Below are 18,854 nucleotides of genomic sequence, written 5' to 3' on the forward strand. Positions count from 1 at the left end.
CTAAAACCATATAAAGGGAATTTATGAAAAGACATATTTTGACACTCACTGCAGTTACTACTGCCTTGGTTTCTGCTTCAGCTTGCGCGGAATACCAGTGGGGATTTGCCAATGTCAGCATGAACTACCTTGACTGGAACAAACACGCCACTCAAAAAACTGGGCAGGCCTCGCATAAAGACGACTTTGCTTATCTGGAATTAGAAGGTGGAGCAGGGTTCAGTTGGGGTGAATTATATGGTTTCGCTGATTTAGAAAATCCATTTAATAGTAAAACTGCACAACCGGGTGATAACCAACGTTACACCTTCAAAACAACAGGCCGTTTCTATCTGGGGGATACTGGTTTCAACCTCTATGGTCACGTCTATGGAACCTATTCATTACCAGGTAAAGTGAACGGTGGAAACTTCCATGAAGTCAATACACTCTACGGATTGGGCTACAATACTAACCTTGGCGGTCTGTGGTTCAAACCTTTCGTCGCACTACACTATGTTGACCAAACTTTCTACTCAGGAAATAACGGTTATGTCGTAGGCTGGGTTGCAGGATACGATTTCAACCTTTGGGAACAAAAATTCAGCGTTACAAACTGGAATGAAATTGAACTGAACCGCAATAAACGTTACGGCAACGGTGGACGCGAAGGCGTTAATGGCGCTATCGGCTTGTGGTGGACGCCACATCCTTCTTTTACAACGGGTGTTCAATACCGTTATGCAGATAACAAATTGGGCGAGGATTTCTGGCAGGATGGTATTGTTTACAGCGTAAAATATAACTTCTAATAACTAGTTTGACGAGTGGGCAGCCTCTGGCTGCCCATTGATACGAATAAACAGTAGTTACCCCATCGTTCAGAAAGCTTATTTGAGGATTTTTTTCTTTGATTTCTGTAAATTTTTTCTTTTAAAAAATATAGGGTTATTATAAATAGATAATCTATTTTGATTTTTTGGTTAAGATAACTGCCCGAAATTAACGTTTTATTAAATTTAGCACCTCATGTGATCCCTCTAACATAAAAAGCCTACAAGCCAACCCGCTTCTATTACAATTGTTTACACTCCGGTAACCATACCGTAGAATGCCCGCACTGATGAAACGACAATAAAGCTTTTGTTATCTGGGGTCGCTCAATGAGACTTATGAAATACAAAAAAACTATTGGGTTATCGTCACTACTCGCAGCCACTTTAATGCTAAGTGGTTGTGATATGGTATTGATGAATCCCAAAGGGGCGATCGGCGTTGAACAAAAAACGCTGATACTAACAGCGTTTGGCCTAATGCTGATCGTTGTTATTCCGGCTATCGTAATGGCAGTTATTTTTGCCGTACGTTACCGGGAAGCCAATAAATCTGCAACTTATCGTCCAAACTGGGCACACTCAAATAAAATTGAGCTTGTCGTCTGGACAGTGCCTATCCTGATTATCATCACTTTGGCAACGATTACATGGAAAACGACTCATGAACTCGATCCATATAAGCCATTGGACAGTGATGTAAAACCGGTGACGATTGAAGTGATTTCCCTCGACTGGAAATGGCTGTTCATCTATCCGGAACAGGGTATCGCAACCGTAAACGAAATTGTATTCCCTAAAGATGTTCCAATTAACTTCAAAATCACCTCAGACTCTGTAATGAACTCCTTCTTCATTCCACAGTTAGGTGGTCAGATTTATGCAATGGCAGGCATGCAAACAAAACTGCACTTAATTGCTAACTCTGCGGGTAAATACGATGGATTCTCAGCAAGTTACAGTGGTCATGGCTTCTCAGGCATGAAATTCACTGCAACAGCAACTGATGATCGTGCAGGTTTTGAAGAGTGGGTGCAGAAAGTTAAAGCATCACCTAAAACCCTAGATACCGTGCAAGTATTCAATGAATTGGCTAAACAGAGCCAAAACAATCCTGTTGAATACTTCTCAAGCGTGAAACCAAAACTGTTCCAAGAAACTATCGCCAAATTCATGGGTGATATGGGCCATGGTGGTATGTTTGGTGTATCAAGCCATAGTAAAACAGAACATGGTGAAGCTGCGGGTCATAATATGAATATGAGTCAGCCGGCTCATGCTGGTGTTGAGGAATAAAGGCATGTGGGGAAAATTAACACTGGATGCGGTCCCATTGCATGAACCCATTATTGTGGTGACATTGCTTGGGATCTTGCTTGGGGGGCTGGCAGTTGCCGGTGCCTTAACCTATTTCCGTAAATGGAAATGGCTCTGGAGTGAATGGTTAACCAGCGTTGACCATAAGAAAATCGGTGTCATGTACATCGTCGTAGCCATGGTAATGATGCTTCGTGGTTTTGCTGACGCCATCATGATGCGTGGACAGCAAGCCCTCGCTTCTGCTGGTGAAGCAGGCTTCCTACCCCCGCACCATTATGATCAGATCTTTACCGCCCATGGCGTTATCATGATCTTCTTCATGGCAATGCCTTTCGTTGTCGGTCTGATGAACATTGTTGTTCCTCTGCAAATCGGTGCGCGCGACGTTGCATTTCCATTCCTGAACTCTTTAAGCTTCTGGCTGTTTGTTGTTGGTGTAGTACTCATCAACCTCTCTCTGGGGGTCGGTGAGTTCGCACAAACGGGTTGGTTAGCCTATCCGCCTCTGTCCGGTCTGGAATATAATCCTGGGGTCGGGGTCGATTACTGGATATGGAGTCTTCAGCTCTCCGGTGTAGGTACATTGCTGACAGGTGTTAACTTCTTCGTGACCATCCTGCGCATGCGTGCACCAGGTATGTCCATGATGAAACTCCCTGTCTTTACATGGGCTTCATTGTGCACCAACGTACTGATCATTGCTGCGTTCCCAATCCTGACAGTCACCATTGCACTATTAACTCTGGATCGTTATCTGGGCACCCATTTCTTTACCAACGATATGGGCGGCAACATGATGATGTACATCAACCTGATTTGGGCTTGGGGTCATCCTGAAGTTTACATTCTGGTTCTGCCTGTCTTTGGTATCTTCTCTGAAGTCACTGCAACATTCTCGAAAAAACGCCTGTTTGGTTATACCTCACTGGTGTGGGCGACAATCGTTATTACTATCCTGTCGTTCATCGTATGGTTGCACCACTTCTTTACCATGGGCTCCGGCGCGAACGTCAACGCCTTCTTTGGTATCGCCACGATGATTATCTCTATCCCAACCGGGGTTAAGATCTTCAACTGGCTGTTCACTATGTACCGTGGTCGTATCGAATTCAAAACCCCGATGCTGTGGACTGTCGGCTTCCTAGTCACTTTCTCCATTGGTGGTATGACTGGTGTTCTGCTGGCAGTACCTGGCGCGAACTTTGTTCTGCACAACAGTCTGTTCCTGATTGCTCACTTCCATAACGTCATCATCGGCGGTGTGGTATTCGGCTGCTTCGCAGGTACTACTTACTGGTTCCCGAAAGCGTTCGGTTTCACACTGAACGAAAAATGGGGAGTCCGCGCATTCTGGTTCTGGATCTCTGGATTCTTCGTTGCCTTCATGCCGCTGTACGCACTGGGCTTCATGGGTATGACCCGTCGTCTGAGCCAAGATATCAACCCAGAATTCCACTCACTGCTGGTTGTTGCAGCTGGCGGCGTTGTCTTAATCGCCTTGGGTATTCTGTGTCAGGTTATCCAGTTCTATGTCAGTATCCGTGACCGTGAACAAAACCGTGATCTGACTGGTGATCCATGGGGTGCTCGTACCCTTGAATGGTCAACTTCATCTCCACCTCCATTCTATAACTTTGCTGAAGTTCCACATGTTCAGACTCGTGATGCATGGTGGGATATAAAAGAAAAAGGCACTGAATATAAGCGTCCGGCCAAATATGAAGAAATTCATATGCCTAGAAATACAGCAGCTGGCGTGGTCATCAGCGCATTCTGTCTGATATTAGGCTTTGCTTTTATCTGGCATATCTGGTGGATGGCTATTGGAAGCTTTGCTGGCATCGTTATCAGTTGCATCGTGAAAAGCTTTGACGAAGACGTTGATTACTACGTCCCTGTAGCTGAAGTCGAGAAAGTTGAAAATCAGCGTTACGAAGAACTGAGAAAGGCAGGTGTGAAATAATGTCGACTCAAACCCTGAATAACACAGCTGCCCATGACGATCATGGGCACCACGATACAGGAGCCAATAAAGTATTTGGCTTCTGGATCTACCTGATGAGTGACTTGGTTCTGTTTGCAAGTCTGTTCGCTACCTATGCAGTACTGGTTAACGGCACTGCTGGTGGCCCAACAGGTAAAGATATTTTTGAACTGGATTTTGTTCTAGTCGAAACCTTCCTGCTGCTGTTCAGTAGTATTACCTATGGTTTCGCTATGCTGAACATGAACAAAGGTAAAGTTGCACAGGTTAACCTGTGGCTGTTCATTACCTTCCTGTTCGGCCTTGGTTTCGTTTCAATGGAAGTGTATGAGTTCCATAAACTGATCTCAGAAGGCTTTGGCCCGGATCGTAGTGCATTCCTGTCTTCCTTCTTTGCACTGGTTGCTACTCACGGTCTGCACGTCACCTTCGGCCTGATTTGGATTATCGTTCTGATCGTTCAGGTTTCACGTCGTGGTCTGACTGACATGAACCGTACTCGTCTGAACTGCCTGAGTTTGTTCTGGCACTTCCTTGACGTTGTATGGATCTGTGTATTTACTGTCGTTTATCTGATGGGAGCTATGTAATGAGTCATCCAAATACTTCTCATTCCGGCGCCAGCCACGGTAGCTTCAAAACCTATATGATTGGTTTTGTATTGTCAGTCATACTGACCGTGATCCCATTCTGGATGGTGATGGAAGGTACAGCTTCACACAGCACCATCCTCGTAACAGTAGTCGCGATGGCTGTCGTTCAGATTTTTGTTCATTTCATCTGCTTCCTGCATATGAATACATCGTCTGAAGAGCGTTGGAATCTCGTTGCTTTACTATTCACATTACTGGTCATCGCTATCGTTGTTGTTGGCTCCCTGTGGATTATGTACAACCTGAACATCAATATGATGGTTGATTAAGGGTTGATTTGAATGATTAAGCAATACCTGCAAGTGACCAAACCAGGAATTATTTTCGGAAATCTAATTTCTGCGATTGGTGGTTTTCTACTCGCTTCCAGGGGCGTAATAGATTACCCCTTATTCTTTGCAACGATGGTCGGGGTATCGCTGGTGGTAGCATCTGGTTGTGTATTCAACAACTATATCGACCGCGATATCGACCGTATAATGGAAAGAACGAAAGAAAGAGTCCTTGTAAAAGGGCTTATAGATCCGAAAATCAGCCTGATTTACGCCGCAGTGCTAGGTATTGCTGGCATCGTGTTGCTCTATGTAGCAGCCAATACCTTAGCAATGCAGTTAGCTTTTATCGGGTTTATTATCTATGTCGGGGTTTATAGCCTCTACATGAAAAGGAAATCTGTGTACGGCACACTGGTTGGTAGCTTGTCAGGCGCAGCACCTCCCGTAATTGGTTACTGTGCGGTAGCAGGGCACTTTGATACAGGGGCGCTGATCTTATTGCTGATCTTCAGCTTGTGGCAAATGCCCCACTCTTACGCCATTGCTATTTTTCGGTTCAAAGATTATCAAGCCGCTAACATTCCAGTATTACCAGTGATTAAAGGTATTTCCGTCGCGAAAAACCACATCACTCTGTACATTCTGGCCTTTATGGTCGCCACTTTAATGCTGACTATCAGTGGCTATGCTGGTTATAAATACCTTATCGTAGCCGCAGCAGTCAGTATCTGGTGGCTGGGTATGGCATTATCAGGTTATAAAACCTCTGATGACCGTATTTGGGCCCGTAAGCTATTCATGTTTTCTATCGTCGCTATCATGTCATTAAGCGTCATGATGTCTGTAGATTCATCAGCATCTCCAGAAAACCTACTGACTTACGTCTGGTAATCTCAAAGATGGCAGGGATAGCCCTGCCATCTTTTCCTTTCCCTTATCGCTTTTATTCAATGGCAAATGATTCGGTTGCAAATATGTTTTTTTAGTTTGCCCCCATCAAAGTAAAATGTCATACCAGCTTCTTTGAGGTATCCATGAACGATAATAAAATGACTCCGCTTGAACTTCGGGCGACATGGGGCTTAGGTTCGGTTTTCTCTCTGCGCATGTTAGGCATGTTCATGGTTTTACCTGTTCTGACGACCTATGGCCTGCAATTACATGGTGCAACCGAAGCACTGATCGGGATTGCCATTGGTATATACGGGTTAACACAAGCAATATTTCAAATCCCATTCGGCCTACTTTCAGATAAAATTGGCAGAAAGCCCTTAATCATCGGTGGACTACTCATTTTTGTATTAGGGAGTATTATTGCCGCATTAAGCGATTCTATCTGGGGCATTATTATCGGTAGAGCCTTGCAGGGCACAGGGGCGATATCCGCCGCAATCATGGCATTAATTTCTGATCTAACCCGCGAACAGAACCGAACAAAAGCTATGGCATTTATTGGTATTAGCTTTGGTATTACATTTGCTTTTGCTATTGTCGTTGGCCCTATTATTACCCACCACATCGGCTTAAATGGTCTATTCTGGGTAATCGCTGTCTTGGCTGGATGTGGGATTTTGATCACTCTATTCGCAGTACCAAATACACAGAAGCATTTACTGAATCGCGAATCCGGCATCGCCCGAGACAGTTTTAAGCGTGTGCTATCCGATCCTCAGCTATTAAAACTCAATTTTGGTATTCTCAGCCTACATACCTTATTGATGTCAAGCTTTGTTGCCCTGCCCCTCATCATGGAGAAAGTAGGCTTTCCACCGCAACAACACTGGAAAGTGTACTTAATTACCACACTGATTTCCTTTGTTGCCGTTCTGCCTTTCATTATCTATGCAGAAACAAAACGCCGCATGAAGCAGGTATTTTTACTTTGCGTTGGTATGCTATTCATTGCTGAAGTCGTTTTATGGTCGCAGGGATCGCATCTTTGGGGGATCTTTGCCGGCATTCAAATTTTCTTCCTTGCGTTTAATATCATGGAAGCCATTTTGCCTTCACTTATCAGTAAGGAAGCCCCTGCGGGTTACAAAGGCACTGCCATGGGCGTTTATTCTACCAGCCAATTTTTAGGGGTTGCTTTGGGGGGTTTCCTTGGTGGAATGCTTTATGAACTGCAAGGTGCATCACTGGTTTTTATGGGAGGCATCGCGCTGACTGCACTCTGGTTTATTATCAGCCTCACATTGCGGCAACCCCCATATGTCAGCAGCATCAGACTCATTTTGCCCAATCAATTGAACCATACTGATATTTTGGAAAAAAAGATATTGGCGCAGGCTGGTGTAAAAGATGTCGTCATCGCACCAGAAGAACTCAGTGTGTATATCAAAGTCGATACCAAATTGACCAACCGCGAACAGTTAGAGCAAATTGTCTTGTCCCATGAATGATTGGCTGTATTTGTAACAAAGCAGAATTTATAACAAATAAGTACGGTGCTTGCCAAACACCGTACTATTGTTAGCATCAGGCATTTAAGCTGATAGCTTGCTTCAGGAATAACGCATTATTTACTGGTTTTCCCTTTATAATAGAAAGGCTCCATATCGATCTTTTTAATCAATAATGGACATTCCAGTCCTTCACGCGCTGCATTCACTAATAACCCTCTGTCTTGATCCGCAGTCCAAGTGAAAACCCCACCCAGATTTTTTTCCAATGCATATTTTGCTTTAGCTTTCACTGTACGCGGTGTGTCGATTGACAAAAACAGTTTACTGTCTTGGTTATAAAGATAATCTGCATCCGCAACTTCATCGGTATAAAGGGTAAAATTGTTTCTATCTTTTCGAGATTCGAGATCAATATAATTATATATTGTGTCATACCACTCTGTTGAGCCGGATTCAAATGTTCCCGTAGTCGTCGTACCCTTGTCATGATTATAGCTTCCCGATAGTGGTGAATAACTGTCAATATTGGTATTTTTTGCATTACGGGAATATCCTGCATAACCAATATTAATAGCCTGAGATGGCACACCTACACTCAGTAAATATTCAACAGCTTTTTCTACACTATTTTCGCTACCAGGATAACGACGTAAGTTAGTATGATGTCTTAATTTATCCGCCCATGGCGTACCAAAGAAATCATAAGTCATAACATTGACGCCATACAATCCCGCATTTAATAATTCCGGTATGCTGGATTTCTCCATGATGTCGGGTACGGCAGAACAAGCGATGCTGATTTTAATATCAGAGCGCCCTTCATTCTTGAAGGCAGAAGATAAATCGCGAATGAGGCTAATATAATATTTTCCATCGTCCGAATCGTGCGGATTCTGGTTTCCTGGAGCACCAGGGTATTCCCAATCAATATCTACTTCAGTGAACATCGGAAAACGTCTGAATATATCTATCAAGCTAGAAATAAAATTGGATTTCAGCTGGTTGTCTCTGACCATATGGAAAAAACCATTACTCATGGTCCAGCCACCAACACTGAATGACATTGCCAAGTCATGGCCTTGTGCTCTTGCTGCGCCCTGCACTTTTGCCAATCCACCCAATATTCCCATGGAATTAGCTTGATTGAAGTCTCTGGGCATGTGAATATCTTGCCACCCAGGGTAAGTACAGTTGACATAAGATTGGCAATCGCCCCATTCATCAGTAAATGTGACTTCTCCATTTTTATGACGATCAAACTTTGGTGCTGCCCGAGAAATTAAAGATGCCTTCTCACCTTTATCCCCCAATATTCCGCAGAAACCAATAATCAGTTTGTCATAGGCGAAAGGGTTATCTAACAGATGTTGTAGATCAATACCTCTTCCTCGTGCAGAAGGCGTTTGATTGCCTTGCAAACGGCCATCATATTGTGACCAGTCGGTATAATAACCAATAACTTTAGGCCTATTTTTAACATCATATTTATTATAAACAGGTAAAGCAACTCTTCCCGATGTATAACTGTATTTTGTTGTTTCAGTTGCCGGTTTAAAATTATCTAAACGGTAAGATTCTTCACTGAGTGGATCTATCTGAGTTATCTTTGACATAAACTCTCCTTTTTTAAAATTAGAATTACATGCCTGTCTTTATAAATTCAGAAATCATCCTAGCTCACTCATTTTTTATTTCATACCTCATCATTTATTAGCATTATATTATGAAACTCATTCTGTAAAACAAAAAATGAAATTATCAATTATTCATATCGGTAATAATTTAATTTATTTTATGGTGATTATAAAGGGAAGCATTAGTCATTATTGAAATTACTGTGCTTCCCTTAAATACTTTAGTTAGTCCAACAAAAACAAACCGGTCAATGACGGCAGTTAGTCACGGAAATTAGTAAACTGGAAAGGCTGCCCTAATTCTGCACCACGAATTAATGCAATGACATTTTGCAGATCATCGCGTGCTTTACCTGTTACCCGAACTTGTTCACCCTGAATCTGGGCTTGTACTTTCAGCTTACTGTCTTTAATCAGTTTCACCAGCTTCTTCGCCAACGGTGTATCGATACCTTGCAGCAAGGTCGCGTCTACACTGTATGTTTTGCCGCTATGAACCATATTTTCCGGAATATTAAGTACGGAACCATCAATCCCACGTTTAGAAAATTTCTCACGCAGAATATCAATTAATTGATTCACCTGAAAATCTGATTCACTTGCAATTTTGACCGATTCGTTCTTTTCGTTTAATTCAAAACTCGCGTTGACGTTGCGGAAATCCCAGCGATTGGTTAACTCCCTCTGTGCGTTTTCTACTGCGTTACGCACTTCCTGCATATCAACTTCTGAAACAATATCAAATGATGGCATTACCCGTCACCTCCTGCTAATCAATAAGTCGGCATGATAACCGCTTTCCATTATTGGCAAAAGATCTATACTCGGGAGGTTTAGCGATCTTTGTGAATTTATCCTGTTTTTGAGGACATTTAGCGTTAAATTACGAGTCGAGGTTCCCCATGAAAGTGTCCCTCAAGGAAGAAATATGAAAATAACCATTCTTGGCTGTGGCGCTATAGGTAAACTGTGGCTTGCCGCCTTATCCCAGCAGAACCACAGCCTTCAGGCATGGCTAAGAGTTCCACAACCTTTGATTTCCGCCCAGATCGAAAATTTCAATGGCAAAGTATTTCATCAGCGATTTCTTGCTAATGACGAAAAACATCTCGCTGAAAGCGAGTTACTTCTTGTTTGTTTAAAAGCATGGCAGGTTTCTGATGCGATTAACAACCTTGCTGCCAAACTTTCCCCTTATTGCCCGATCCTGTTATTGCATAATGGAATGGGTTCACAGGAAGAATTCTTACCTTTACCCAATCCCATTTTACTTGGCGTGACAACTCATGGAGCCTATCGGAAAAATGACATTGTTTATCACAAATCACAAGGGATGACTCACATTGGCTCTGTGACAACTAATGCTGATAAACTCAGTGGGTTGGCAGATATTTTGCACCACGCACTGCCCGATGTGGCATGGCATAATGAAATACACGTCATCAGTTGGATGAAACTTGCCGTCAACTGTGTCATTAATCCACTCACTGTGATGTATGATTGTAACAATGGCGGGTTACTGAATCACCGTGCACAAATTCAATTATTATGTGACGAAATCCATCAAGTCATGGAACATGATGATATCCATACGACCAAACAAACACTCATTGATTACGTCATGAATGTGATTGAGCAGACATCTGAAAACTATTCATCCATGCTGCAAGATATACGGGCGCAACGGCATACAGAAATAGACTACATTACCGGTTTTTTACTGCGCCGAGCCCGTATACACGGGCTGCCAGCCGCAGAAAATACCACTGTTTATCATTATATTAAGCGCAAGGAGGAAGAATATGAGTGCCTCAGCCCTTATTTGTCTGGCTCATGGCAGTGAAGAGACCGAAGCGGTCACTACTATTGATTTACTTGTTAGAGCCGGAATTGATGTAACCGTGGCCAGTACCGAAACAGATGGCACCCTCACATTAACCTGCTCACGCGGTGTCAAAATCGTTGCGGACGTGCCTTTGGTTGATGTAGTTGACGAAGATTTCGATGCCATTGTCCTGCCCGGAGGGATAAAAGGCGCAGAATGTTTTCGTGACAGCTTACTGGTAGTAGAAAAAATTCGTATCGCCCAAAGTCAGAGGAAAATCATCGCGGCAATCTGCGCATCTCCCGCTATCGTACTGGAACATCACCAACTTTTCCCCATCGGAAACATGACTGGCTCTCCCAGCATGCAGGATAAGATTGCACCAGAAAAATGGATTGATAAACGGGTTTATTTTGATGAAAGAGTAAATTTACTGACCAGCCAAGGGCCTGCTACCGCTTTTGACTTCGCCTTGAAGCTGATTGAATTGTTGCAAGGAAAAGAGAAAGCAGCAGAAGTTGCCGCTCAACTCGTTTTACCGCCCGGCATTAATAATTACCAAAATACCCAGTAATCATCTGCCTGCATAGGCTGCTTAAAGATATGTTCTAATAAGCAGCCTGATGCTCTGATCTCAAATTAAGTTAAGGCCGATAGACCTTCACATTTTCGAAACCTTGTTCACGCAGATAAAGGGCCTGTAAACGGCTCATCACACCACGCTCACAATAAAGCAAATAAGTTTTCTCTTTTGGCAGATCACCAAACTGAGTGCTCAGTTTATAGAAAGGTAATGAATGAACGTCAATACCCTCCATATTTAACGGGCGATCATCTTGCTCATCTGGAGAACGGATATCCAGCAGTACATCATTGGTGGAAAATTCCGTCACCGTTTCCACTTCAACAACTTGCTCACTGGTTTGCTCTGAAATCTGACGGATATCCAGATTCTGAGCTTCACTGACTACCCGCTCTAAGATCTCGAAATCAAAATTGTTTTCTTCCCCTTCAATTTTGGCCTTAACAGCTTTCACTGTTGGACTTTTCGAAATCACGCCACAAAATTCTGGCATGGTACGAGCAAAGTCTTCCGTGCCAATCTTACGAGCCAGCTTAATAATGTGCTCTTTATCATGAGAAATCAGGGGACGGAGGATCAACGTATCTGAGGCATTATCGATCAGCCTTAAGTTAGTTAAGGTCTGGCTGGATACCTGCCCTAATGCCTCCCCCGTTACGATCGCCTGTACACCGTAGCGCTCTGCAATTTTGGACGCCGCCCTGACCATCATTCTTTTCAGCACAACCCCCATTTGCCCGTCCTCGATTTTTTCCAAAATTTCAGCAACAACAGGTTCAAAATCGATAGCAACAAAACGGACTTTATGAGAACGCCCAAATCGGTTCCACAAATAATGAGCAACCTGTTTCACCCCAATTTCATGGGCAGAGCCACCAAGATTAAAGAAACAATAATGCACACGGCAACCACGACGCATCAACATATAACTGGAAACGCCGGAATCAAATCCACCGGAAATCAGTGACAGCACATCTTCCTGTGTACCAATAGGAAAACCGCCAATCCCTTCATGGCGTGCTTTAACCAGAATCAATTTATCCTGATCGATTTCTAAATTGACCGTCACATTTGGCTGGGTCAATTTTACCTTGGCAGATTCAATGTGCTGGTTCAGGCCACCACCGACATAGCGTTCGACTTCATTGGATGTAAAACTGTGTTTGCCACGGCGCTTTGCACGGACACAAAACGTTTTACCATGCAGTAAATGACCGTATGCTTCATAAGATTGTTCAAAGATATGATGCAAGTCACGAAAATCTCGCTCTTCTACTTGCAGGATATGGTGAATACCTGGAATACGTGTCAGTGCGTCACAAATTTCTGCACCGAGGTTATCATTTTTGACTCGAACTTCGATATTATCCCAATGGCGAACAACAGCAATGCCCTCTCCAAATGTTTTCAGCACATTGCGGATATTGCTGGCAAGAATTTTAATAAAACGCAAACGGACGGTTTGGCTCTTGATCGTAATTTCGGGGAATAATTTAATGATAAACTTCATAGTAAGATATAGTAGTCATTCAATGTTGAACTATCACAAACAATATCAATGATTGTTCTTAAGTGTTCAGTTGGGTAGGGCGCAGAGTATAACATCATCTTGCTATATAGCCTGTAAAAAAACAGCGGTAACGCATGATTTATTTTTCTTGCTGTAGTAGGGTATTCTGCAATTCTATAACGAAATTGCTTTGCTGTAATTCGTTAAATAACCATACGTTAAGTCATTATGTCTAAAGCAAATCAAACATCAGAAACCGAAAAAATTCCAGCATTTGAGACCTCGCTGAAAGAGCTGGAAGAAATTGTTATTCGGCTGGAATCCGGGGAACTCCCATTAGAAGATGCGTTGGATGAATTTGAACGCGGTATTCAACTTGCAAGACAGGGACAGAAAACTCTCCAGCAGGCGGAGCAACGAGTGCAAATTTTATTGAATCATGACGCACAATCGCCACTTGATGAATTTTCGTCCGATACTGAGTAAATTTATGCCTGAACAATATGAGACTCCTTTTGAAGAGCAATTAAGTGCTTGTCAGCAACATGTCAATGACAAACTGATGGCAACATTTTCTTCATTACCCTTTTTAAACAGCCCATTAGGCACAGCAATGCAGCATGGTGCGGTACTGGGTGGAAAACGGCTGCGTCCATTTTTAGTTTACAGCGTGGGCGAAATGTTTGGTCTCCCCAAAAAGAGTCTTGATGCCGCAGCCCTCGCATTAGAGTGCATCCATGCTTATTCATTGATTCATGATGATTTACCCGCAATGGATAACGACGATTTACGCCGTGGGCAACCCACCTGCCACATCAAATTTGGTGAAAGTCAGGCCATTTTAGCAGGTGATGCGTTACAGTCATTGGCCTTTGAAATTCTGGCAAAGCAAGACATGCCCGATGTTGCCTTATCCGATCGCCTTGCCATGGTCACTGAACTGGCAAGTGCCAGCGGTTTTGCTGGTATGTGCGGTGGGCAGTCCCTGGATTTGGAAGCTGAAGGTAAACAGATCGACCTTGCCTCGCTGGAACAAATTCACCGACATAAAACAGGCGCATTAATACGCGCAGCCGTCCGACTGGGGGCTTATAGCGCAGGGCAACGGGGGCGTGAAGTTTTGCCTTTGCTTGAACAATATGCCCAAGCCATTGGCCTCGCATTTCAGGTACATGATGATATTCTGGATGTCATTGGCAATACTGAAGTGATTGGCAAACGTCAGGGCAACGATCAACAACTCGGCAAAAGTACCTATCCTGCCTTATTAGGTTTAGGGCAAGCCCAGAAAAAAGCCCGAGATCTGTATGAAGAAGCACTTACCACACTCACAGAACTGGAAAAACAGTCGTATAACACCGCAACTTTAAAAAAACTGGCTGGTTTTATCATTGAGAGAAACAGCTAAAAAAACGGTCATATTAGTCATCGATTAATATGGTCACCAGTTATATAAAAACCCATAATCAATAAAAGTATCTCATGGGGTGAACCCAAAAATTACATACTGATAATAACAGGGTTCTTAATATTCAACTTCTAACGGGTATAGCATTTTATACAGGCATAGCATGAGCATTGATATAGCGAAATATCCAACATTGGCATTGGCGGAAACTCCAGAAGAACTTCGCCTGCTACCCAAAGACACTTTGCCAAAGTTATGCGATGAACTGCGTCAATTTTTGCTGAACAGTGTCAGCCGCTCCAGTGGGCACTTTGCTTCCGGCCTTGGCACTATCGAATTAACCATCGCACTCCACCATGTTTATAAAACACCCTTTGACAATTTAGTCTGGGATGTTGGTCATCAGGCCTACCCACATAAAATTTTAACTGGGCGTCGTGATCGCATTGATACCATTCGCCAGAAAAATGGTCTTCATCCTTTCCCGTGGCGAGATGAAAGTGAATATGACACCTTGTGTGTCGGCCACTCATCCACTTCAATTAGCGCCGGCTTAGGTATGGCTATCGCAGCAAAACACGAAGGCAAAGGCCGTAAAACGGTATGCGTCATTGGGGATGGTGCCATCACTGCGGGTATGGCTTTCGAAGCCATGAACCATGCGGGAGATATCGACCCCGATATGCTGGTTATTCTCAATGACAATGAAATGTCGATTTCTGAAAACGTCGGGGCGTTGAATAACCATCTGGCACAATTACTATCAGGCAAACTCTATACAACCCTGCGTGAAGGCGGCAAGAAAGTCTTTTCCAACCTGCCTCCTATCAAAGAGCTACTGAAAAAAACCGAAGAACATCTCAAAGGCATGGTCGTCCCCGGCACCTTGTTTGAAGAACTTGGCTTTAACTACATTGGGCCTGTTGATGGTCATGACGTACTGGCGCTGACCCAGACCTTGAAAAATATGCGTGAACTGAAAGGGCCACAATTCCTGCATATCATGACCAAGAAAGGCCGTGGTTATGCCCCCGCGGAAAAAGATCCCATCAGTTGGCACGCTGTCCCAAAATTCGATCCGGCTACCGGTTCCCTGCCAAAAAGCGCAGATACTCGCCCGACATTTTCCAAGATCTTTGGTGACTGGCTGTGTGAAGAAGCCGCCCATGACAAAAAACTGATGGCGATTACCCCCGCCATGCGAGAAGGTTCCGGCATGGTGCGTTTCTCCCGCGAGTATCCTGAACAATATTTTGATGTCGCCATTGCCGAACAGCATTCCGTCACCTTTGCGGCAGGTTTGGCTATCGGTGGCTACAAACCCATCGTCGCCATTTACTCCACCTTTCTGCAACGCGCTTACGACCAGGTTATCCACGATGTTGCCATCCAAAACCTGCCCGTATTGTTTGCTATCGATCGTGGCGGCATTGTCGGCGCAGATGGTCAGACGCATCAAGGTGCATTTGACCTCTCATTCCTGCGTTGTATTCCGAATATGGTAATCATGGCTCCCAGCGATGAAAACGAATGCTGCCAGATGCTACATACTGGGCATCACTATCAAGAAGGCCCAGCTGCCGTCCGTTATCCTCGCGGTACAGGGACCGGTGCTGAACTTCAACCGCTGGTATCCTTGCCAATTGGCAAGGGCGTGATCCACCGTCAGGGAGAGCGCATTGCGATCCTTAACTTTGGCACATTGTTACCTTATGCGCTGCAAGCGGCTGAAAACCTAAATGCGACTGTCGTCGATATGCGCTTTGTCAAGCCACTGGATAAAGAGCTGGTTCTGGAAATGGCCGCTAGCCATGATTTGCTGGTGACTTTAGAAGAAAACGCCATCATGGGCGGTGCAGGGAGTGGCGTTAACGAGCTTTTGATGCAGGAAAAACGGTCAGTTCCCGTATTAAACCTGGGATTACCTGATCACTTTATACCCCAAGGAACCCAGCAAGAGCTTCACGCTGATTTAGGGTTGGATGCGACAGGTATTCAAAATAGTATCGAGAAATATCTGGCTAAATAATTTCTGATAGCGGATGGGTGTTCCTGTTAAATACTCATCCGTTCCTCTCTCCACTTCTACGCTTAACCCACTCAAATTTTTCTATTCAAGTGTTTTATTTGTTATAGATATCGCCACAAATACATTCAAAAAACTAACCATTTCAATCAATATTTCATATACCAATTTCGTAAACACTTCTCCTTATCTCTCAAATAAAAGATATCAATTTGACTAAAAATCAACACAATGATAACCATTTAAGTTGAGTGTTTATTAACCATGTTATTTAAGCAACACATTAAAAATTAAATAAATATTGAGGTTGTATAATGAATAATATCGATGTAGTCCCCCATTCACAGCAATTCTTGTGTAACTCTCATGAAAATTGGCTCAATTGGCGCTGGCAGCAAAAAAACGCATTACGTGATGCAGAGTCTTTACGTACCGCCTGTGGTGGATGGAGTGATGAAATAATCCAACGTATTCAGCAAAATTTGCAGGGCCAGAAAATGCAAATTACGCCCTACTATCTCAGCAGAATCCTAGCCACCAACCAATCTGACGATATCACGACAAACCCACTCTGGCGGCAAGTGGTTCCATTCTGGAGTAAAGAGGAGCTCAATGGCTACGATGGCGAATCTGAAAACTGGGAACTCAATGATGAGATGAAAACCCCCATCTGCCAGCATAAATATGACAATCGCGTTATTTTGCGGATGGTGAATGCCTGTAACTCCTACTGCCAATTCTGCTTTGAGGCTCTGCGGACATTGAAGGTAGATTCAGGTAAATCGAATGCTGGTCGCAGCTCCTTCCAACAATCCCTTGAATACATCAAAAATACTCCTTCTGTGGAAGAAGTGATCCTGAGTGGGGGTGATCCCTTAATGCTGACAGATAACAAACTTGACGAATCCTTAGCCGCCATCAGGGAAATCAGAGAAGATCTGTTGATCCGTATTCATTCCCGTGCCCTGACCTTCAACCCTTACCGTATTACCGATGCTCTCATCAGGACATTGAAAAAACACCGCGTCAACGCCTTTGGTGTGCATATCTGCCATCCACTTGAGTTGAGCGAAGAATTTCAGGCTGCCGTGCGCCGCATCCAAAGTGTCGTACCGATTGTTTTTTCCAATATGCCCTTCCTGCGCGGTATCAATGACAACGAGGAAACCCTCCACAAACTGTTTATCGACCTATATCGCATAGGAGTGAAACCCTACTATCTTTACCACTTTATGCCTTTCTCTCCAGGCTCCTCGGAATACAAAGCCTCGATCAACGATGCCATCTCCATCATGAGCAAACTCAAGCGCCACGTTTCCAACATTGCCTTACCAGCGGTCAAGTTGGCTGCATCGTTGCGGAAGTCTGTCACAACATTGGTCTGCCAAATGCCTCTTCCCCCGCTATTGCCGCCTGCAATAACAAGTTTCTGGTGCGTCAAGCGCTGCAAAAGCATGGTGTCAGATCAATACGTCATGCGCTGTGCCACACTGAAGAAGAACTCCATTCACAAGCCGAGATGATTGGCTATCCCTTAATTGCAAAACCGCCGTTTGGGGCGGGTTCAGCCTTTATCAAAAAATGCCGCAACTGGACTGAACTTCAAGCACATTGCCACGCATTTACGGCTCATTATGCCCACTCGATTTACATCGATTTTATGGGAGATACACAAGAATATTTCACTTTAGAGGGTGAAAAACATATCAGCATACCGGGAAAAAGCCTGCTACTGGAAGAATATCTTGAGGGCATCGAAGCCACTGTTGAATGTGTCATTAGCCAGCACACGGTACATCCGGTATTGATCAATGAAAAATTAATCCTCACTGAAAAAGAAAACACCGTACTGGAAAATCTGCTGATTTGCCCGCCAGTGTCATTTTCTCCGTCAGAACAAGAACAGATTAGAGACTATGCCGTAGCCTGTATCAAGGCCGTCGGATTGAACTATGCCATCGCTCATCTTGAATTTCGTATGACCCACGATGGCCCTGTCGTGATTGAGATTAATCCGCGTCTTGGTGGATTATTTGTTAATTCTTCCTTCCGTGATGCCGCCGAATTAGATCCATACCAGCTATATCTCTCCATTCTTTTGCAAGAACAGGGCATTGATACACAGCTCAGCCTCGCCCAACAACGAGCCACAACGTCCAAACAGCATTATTCGATGCTAGCCATGTATCCGGAAAAGAGCGGGCATTTTCAAGGTATTGAAAATATCGAACACATAAAAAACCATCCAAATGTGATCGAATGTATTCCCCACCCCGCTGACTGCTACATCAATGCGGAAACCGAGGAACATTACCTGCTCAGATGCTGGGCAAAAGTAGGCGATGCTTCCAATGCCCATGCGCTACACCAAGAAATGCTAGAGCACGTAAAACCCATTATCGTCCCCACTCCATAAGGC

General features: G+C 43.9%; 17 protein-coding genes. 14 read left to right on the plus strand and 3 right to left on the minus strand.

Annotation, left to right across the window (positions count from 1 at the left end; all coding sequences use genetic code 11):
• The first annotated feature begins 23 nt into the window (after positions 1–23).
• The 7 genes from H8A87_RS08625 to H8A87_RS08655 all read left to right on the plus strand — a co-directional run bounded on the left by H8A87_RS08625 (position 24) and on the right by H8A87_RS08655 (position 7,446).
• A complete protein-coding gene (locus H8A87_RS08625; RefSeq protein WP_198689565.1) occupies positions 24–791 on the plus strand; it encodes a nucleoside-specific channel-forming Tsx family protein in 768 nt (255 codons plus the stop codon).
• A 351-nt stretch (positions 792–1,142) separates the two neighbouring features.
• Positions 1,143–2,108 carry a cytochrome o ubiquinol oxidase subunit II gene (gene cyoA, locus H8A87_RS08630; protein ID WP_198689566.1) on the plus strand — a complete coding sequence of 322 codons (966 nt, stop codon included), beginning with the start codon at positions 1,143–1,145 and terminating at the stop codon, positions 2,106–2,108.
• 4 nt (positions 2,109–2,112) lie between these two features.
• On the plus strand, positions 2,113–4,095 hold the full coding sequence (cyoB, locus tag H8A87_RS08635) for a cytochrome o ubiquinol oxidase subunit I (RefSeq protein ID WP_198689567.1): 1,983 nt from the start codon (positions 2,113–2,115) through the stop codon (positions 4,093–4,095).
• Positions 4,095–4,706, plus strand: coding sequence for a cytochrome o ubiquinol oxidase subunit III (locus tag H8A87_RS08640; RefSeq protein ID WP_198689568.1), 612 nt, complete (start codon positions 4,095–4,097; stop codon positions 4,704–4,706). Before cyoB ends, H8A87_RS08640 begins: the two co-directional genes overlap by 1 nt.
• A complete protein-coding gene (locus H8A87_RS08645) occupies positions 4,706–5,038 on the plus strand; it encodes a cytochrome o ubiquinol oxidase subunit IV (protein WP_198689569.1) in 333 nt (110 codons plus the stop codon). Before H8A87_RS08640 ends, H8A87_RS08645 begins: the two co-directional genes overlap by 1 nt.
• A 12-nt stretch (positions 5,039–5,050) precedes the next feature.
• Entirely contained in the window at positions 5,051–5,935 is an 885-nt protein-coding gene (cyoE, locus tag H8A87_RS08650; RefSeq protein ID WP_198689570.1) for a heme o synthase, read from the plus strand.
• A 143-nt stretch (positions 5,936–6,078) separates the two neighbouring features.
• Positions 6,079–7,446 (plus strand): MFS transporter, encoded by a 1,368-nt coding sequence (locus tag H8A87_RS08655; RefSeq protein ID WP_198689571.1) that lies wholly within the window; start codon positions 6,079–6,081, stop codon positions 7,444–7,446.
• A 116-nt stretch (positions 7,447–7,562) separates the two neighbouring features.
• On the opposite strand, the gene H8A87_RS08660 is transcribed toward H8A87_RS08655, so the two are convergent.
• Positions 7,563–9,062 carry a glycosyl hydrolase family 18 protein gene (locus H8A87_RS08660; RefSeq protein WP_198689572.1) on the minus strand — a complete coding sequence of 500 codons (1,500 nt, stop codon included), beginning with the start codon at positions 9,060–9,062 and terminating at the stop codon, positions 7,563–7,565.
• A gap of 282 nt (positions 9,063–9,344) precedes the next feature.
• Entirely contained in the window at positions 9,345–9,836 is a 492-nt protein-coding gene (locus H8A87_RS08665; RefSeq protein WP_198689573.1) for a YajQ family cyclic di-GMP-binding protein, read from the minus strand.
• 175 nt (positions 9,837–10,011) lie between these two features.
• On the opposite strand from H8A87_RS08665, the gene panE reads away from it, so the two are divergent.
• Both panE and yajL read left to right on the plus strand, forming a co-directional pair.
• A complete protein-coding gene (panE, locus tag H8A87_RS08670; protein WP_198689574.1) occupies positions 10,012–10,926 on the plus strand; it encodes a 2-dehydropantoate 2-reductase in 915 nt (304 codons plus the stop codon).
• The gene (gene yajL, locus H8A87_RS08675; protein WP_198689575.1) at positions 10,886–11,482 is read left to right on the plus strand and encodes a protein deglycase YajL; all 597 of its coding nucleotides are present in this window, start codon (positions 10,886–10,888) and stop codon (positions 11,480–11,482) included. Before panE ends, yajL begins: the two co-directional genes overlap by 41 nt.
• Positions 11,483–11,552: 70 nt before the next feature.
• On the opposite strand, the gene thiI is transcribed toward yajL, so the two are convergent.
• Positions 11,553–13,001 (minus strand): tRNA uracil 4-sulfurtransferase ThiI, encoded by a 1,449-nt coding sequence (gene thiI / locus H8A87_RS08680; protein WP_198689576.1) that lies wholly within the window; start codon positions 12,999–13,001, stop codon positions 11,553–11,555.
• A gap of 228 nt (positions 13,002–13,229) precedes the next feature.
• Here thiI and xseB point away from each other — a divergent pair, with 228 nt between their 5' ends.
• The 5 genes from xseB to H8A87_RS08705 all read left to right on the plus strand — a co-directional run bounded on the left by xseB (position 13,230) and on the right by H8A87_RS08705 (position 18,851).
• Positions 13,230–13,487 carry an exodeoxyribonuclease VII small subunit gene (gene xseB / locus H8A87_RS08685; RefSeq protein WP_198689577.1) on the plus strand — a complete coding sequence of 86 codons (258 nt, stop codon included), beginning with the start codon at positions 13,230–13,232 and terminating at the stop codon, positions 13,485–13,487.
• A 4-nt stretch (positions 13,488–13,491) separates the two neighbouring features.
• Positions 13,492–14,409 carry a (2E,6E)-farnesyl diphosphate synthase gene (gene ispA, locus H8A87_RS08690; protein WP_198689578.1) on the plus strand — a complete coding sequence of 306 codons (918 nt, stop codon included), beginning with the start codon at positions 13,492–13,494 and terminating at the stop codon, positions 14,407–14,409.
• Between the two features lie 163 nt (positions 14,410–14,572).
• Positions 14,573–16,438, plus strand: a complete 1,866-nt coding sequence (dxs, locus tag H8A87_RS08695; protein ID WP_198689579.1) for a 1-deoxy-D-xylulose-5-phosphate synthase — start codon at positions 14,573–14,575, stop codon at positions 16,436–16,438.
• Positions 16,439–16,749: 311 nt separating this feature from the next.
• Positions 16,750–17,958 carry a KamA family radical SAM protein gene (locus H8A87_RS08700; RefSeq protein WP_232370146.1) on the plus strand — a complete coding sequence of 403 codons (1,209 nt, stop codon included), beginning with the start codon at positions 16,750–16,752 and terminating at the stop codon, positions 17,956–17,958.
• Positions 17,955–18,851 carry an ATP-grasp domain-containing protein gene (locus H8A87_RS08705; RefSeq protein WP_332460349.1) on the plus strand — a complete coding sequence of 299 codons (897 nt, stop codon included), beginning with the start codon at positions 17,955–17,957 and terminating at the stop codon, positions 18,849–18,851. Before H8A87_RS08700 ends, H8A87_RS08705 begins: the two co-directional genes overlap by 4 nt.
• Positions 18,852–18,854 lie beyond the last annotated feature (3 nt).

Origin of the sequence: Xenorhabdus lircayensis (assembly GCF_016306625.1) — a bacterium.
GTDB lineage: Bacteria > Pseudomonadota > Gammaproteobacteria > Enterobacterales > Enterobacteriaceae > Xenorhabdus > Xenorhabdus lircayensis.